The following is a 3044-nucleotide window of genomic DNA, read 5'->3' as shown; positions in this document are numbered from 1 at the left end:
CTATTTGATTCCCACCAGCTGATCGGCGGTGGTTTGGTCAGCATAGAACTTCTGCTCGAACTCTGCGGGTGGGATGTCGCCGAGGTAGCCGTGGAGGCGTTGAGTGTTGTGCCAGTGCACCCATCCGAGGGTCGCGAGCTCGAGGTCCTCGACCGTCTTCCAGGGTCCGGGGCGAGCGGGTCCGCGGACGAGTTCGGTCTTGTAGTAGCCGTTGACGGTCTCGGCCAGGGCATTGATGCTCCTATATTTCGCAAGTCGTTCAGGCTGCCAGTTGGGGAGGATTGGCGTCGTGTCTGATGGCGCCGTCCAGTGGCGGTAGCAGGTGGTAGATCTCGCGGGCGAGGTATCGCTTCAGGCAGCGGATGATTTCTCGTTTTGAGAGCCCCTCGGCGGTGCGCCTGGTGACGTACGCGATCGTCGGCTCATGCCATCGCATTCGTACGATGACGGCGCGGTAGAGCGCGGCGTTGGCTTGTCTGTTGCCGCCCCGGTTCAGGCGGTGGCGGCCGTTGGTCTTGCCGGATCCGGCAGGAATCGGACAGGCACCACACATCTTCGCGAACGCGGCTTCTGAGCGAATTCGAGTGCTGTTGTCGCCGGCGGTGACGAGCATCTCCGCGGCGATATCGAGCCCGATCCCGACAGCCTCGACGAGCTGAGGCGCGGCAGCTCGGGTCTGCTTCTTGAGATGCCGACTGTGAATCTTGATCTCTTCGTGGAGATCGAACCAGCGTCGCGCGAGTGAGCCGAGGACGTGTCGCATGGCTGTGTTCGGATCGGTCAGCGAGTTCTCGGAGGGGAGTTGGGCGCACGCCGCAACGAGCTTGAAGTCGGTGAGGTGTTCGAGCTCGCTGCGGAGTTCGTCGCTGGCCGTGACGAGCGTCGCTTTGAGGGTGATCATGGCCGTGGTTCGAGATTTCACGGCGGTATCTCGGGCGATCTTGATCAGTCGGAGTGCTTCTATCGCACCGTCCGCGGTCTTCGGCTGAGCCATGGTGATGCCGGAAAGCACTTGGCGGGCGGCGTGCTCAGCGTCGATGGTGTCGCTCTTGCCAGACATGCGTCGTTCCCCTTTCCGGGGCGGGCGATGAACCTCGAGGACTGTCTGAGCGTGGCGGCGGAGGAACCGGGCGAGGCCGACTCCGTAGGAGCCTGTTCCCTCGACTCCGAACGACACCAGCTGCCCGTCGGGGCCGACGTAGGAATGGCAGAAAGCGAGCAGCTGCTCATACCCTGCGATCGTTGCAGGGATGAACAGTTCGGTGAGTCGGCCACCGAATCCGTCGAGCAGGACGGCGACGTGCTCGTCCTTGTGAGTGTCGACGCCGACGATGACATCGTCGTGTCGTAGTTGCATGCTGGGCATGGGCGTTGGGTCTCCTTCTCAGATCCTTCGGTCATTGCCAGCTGGTCGGGCGGGCGGACAGGACTGCGATGAGACCCTGGTTGAGTCAGGCTCCTATCAGGTCACTGCCCGCTCGGCCAGCCGGTCCGGGCGTCGTTGTTGCACCGGTCGACACGTCAACGCCAAGGCACCCGCAGGACCGGTCATAACAAGGGTCAGACCGATGCAACAACGACACCATGATGCTCGCAGTCATAGCTGTCGCCGACGGTCCCAATCGACGGCGTCGCGCCGATCTCCGCGAGTCGTTCTCCGTAGCGAATCGACGTGAATTGAGACCCTGCGTCGCTGTGACACCTCAGATCCTCGTGGTGATGACCTCTCGACCAGCGGGCCATCTCGATCGCGTCGAGGACCATTTCGGTGCGCATGTGTGACGCGCAGCGCCACCCGACGATCGTCCGGCTGAACGCGTCGATGATGAAGCAGACATACGCGACGCCCGCCCACGTCGGCACGAACGTCAGGTCGGTGACCCAGAGCCGGTTCGGGGCGGTCGCGGTGAACTCCCGCTTCACGAGATCCGGGTGCCGCGCCGACGTCGGATCAGGCCGGGTCGTCTTCACTCGCTTGCTCCGGGTTGCGCCCTCGATGCCGGCCACGCGCATGAGCCGACCGGTCTGGTCCCGGCCGATGTCGATCCCTGCTCGGCGGGCGGTCTTCCAGAGCTTGCGGACACCGTAGACGCAGTAGTTCGCGTTCCAGAGCGTCACCAGCTCCGGGATGAGGACCGCGTCACTGATCGTCCGGGCCGACGGCCCACGGTCTTTCGCCGCGTAGTACGTGCTCGGAGCCACCTGCAACAGGCTGCAGATGGGCTCGACTCCAAGCGGGCGACCTTCGACGATGTCGTCCTTGTTCGCGTCGATGAACGCGACTACTTCCGGTGTTGGCGGTCGAGCTCCGCCCCGAAGAAAGACGCGGCCCGCTTCAAGATCTCGTTCGCCCGCCGCAACTCCCGGACCTCCTGCTCGAGCTCCCGCACTCGACGCGCTTCCGCGGTGCTCACCCCGGCGACGTGACCGTCGTCGATGTCGGCCTGCTTGACCCACATCCTGACGGACTCGACGCCGTAGCCGAGCTGCGCAGCGACCCGATGGACCGTCCCATGCTCGGTCCCGAGCTCAGCCCGCAACGTTCGCACCATCCGGACCGCTGCGGCCTTCTCCTCCGGCGAATACCGACGCGTCGTCGGCTTCCCTGATGTCTGCTCTTTCGGCATAACCCCATCCTCGTTTCCAAGGTCAGGAGTCTCCAACAAACTCAGGGCGCTTCAATACCTCGCCCGCGAGATCTACCACCTGCTACCGCCACTGGACGGCGCCATCAGACACGACGCCAATCCTCCCCAACTGGCAGCCTGAACGACTTGCGAAATATAGGAGCATCAACGCGATGTCCGAGGCAGTCAACAACCTCCACAAGACCGAGCTCATCCGGCAGCGCGGACCCTGGCGGACGGTCGAGCAGGTCGAGCTGGCGACGCTCGAATGGGTGTGGTGGTGGAACAACCAGCGACTCCACGGCGAGCTCGACATGCGCACCCCCATCGAGGTCGAGGACGCGTACTACGCTGACCAAGAATCAGCCCAGCCGGCATCTACCGGACAAGGCTCCCGATGTGATGTCTCAGGACTTC

General features: G+C 63.8%; 2 protein-coding genes, 2 pseudogenes and 1 other annotated feature. Of the genes and pseudogenes, 1 reads left to right on the top strand and 3 read right to left on the bottom strand.

The window, feature by feature from the left end:
- The 3 genes and pseudogenes from N4R40_RS13145 to N4R40_RS13135 all read right to left on the bottom strand — a co-directional run.
- Window positions 1–234, bottom strand: a pseudogene (locus N4R40_RS13145) (integrase core domain-containing protein); the annotation flags it as partial.
- A 25-nt stretch (window positions 235–259) separates the two neighbouring features.
- The gene (locus tag N4R40_RS13140) at window positions 260–1366 is read right to left on the bottom strand and encodes an IS110 family RNA-guided transposase (RefSeq protein ID WP_261607830.1); all 1107 of its coding nucleotides are present in this window, start codon (window positions 1364–1366) and stop codon (window positions 260–262) included.
- Window positions 1367–1596: 230 nt separating this feature from the next.
- Window positions 1597–2627: pseudogene (locus tag N4R40_RS13135) on the bottom strand (IS3 family transposase); the annotation flags it as partial.
- Window positions 2194–2328 (bottom strand) — a sequence feature (AL1L pseudoknot). (Overlaps the previous pseudogene by 135 nt.)
- Before the next feature lie 173 nt (window positions 2628–2800).
- Here N4R40_RS13135 and N4R40_RS13200 point away from each other — a divergent pair.
- On the top strand, window positions 2801–3044 hold a 244-nt coding region (locus tag N4R40_RS13200; RefSeq protein ID WP_407665930.1), incomplete at its 3' end, for an integrase core domain-containing protein.

Source organism: Microbacterium memoriense (genome assembly GCF_025398275.1).
Taxonomy (GTDB): domain Bacteria; phylum Actinomycetota; class Actinomycetes; order Actinomycetales; family Microbacteriaceae; genus Microbacterium; species Microbacterium memoriense.
This window is presented reverse-complemented; position numbering and strand designations above follow the sequence as displayed.

Bases quoted from the DNA above. Each gene is read 5' to 3' on its own strand.
- N4R40_RS13140 (WP_261607830.1), bottom strand. From the start codon at position 1,366: ATGCCCAGCATGCAACTACGACACGACGATGTCATCGTCGGCGTCGAC.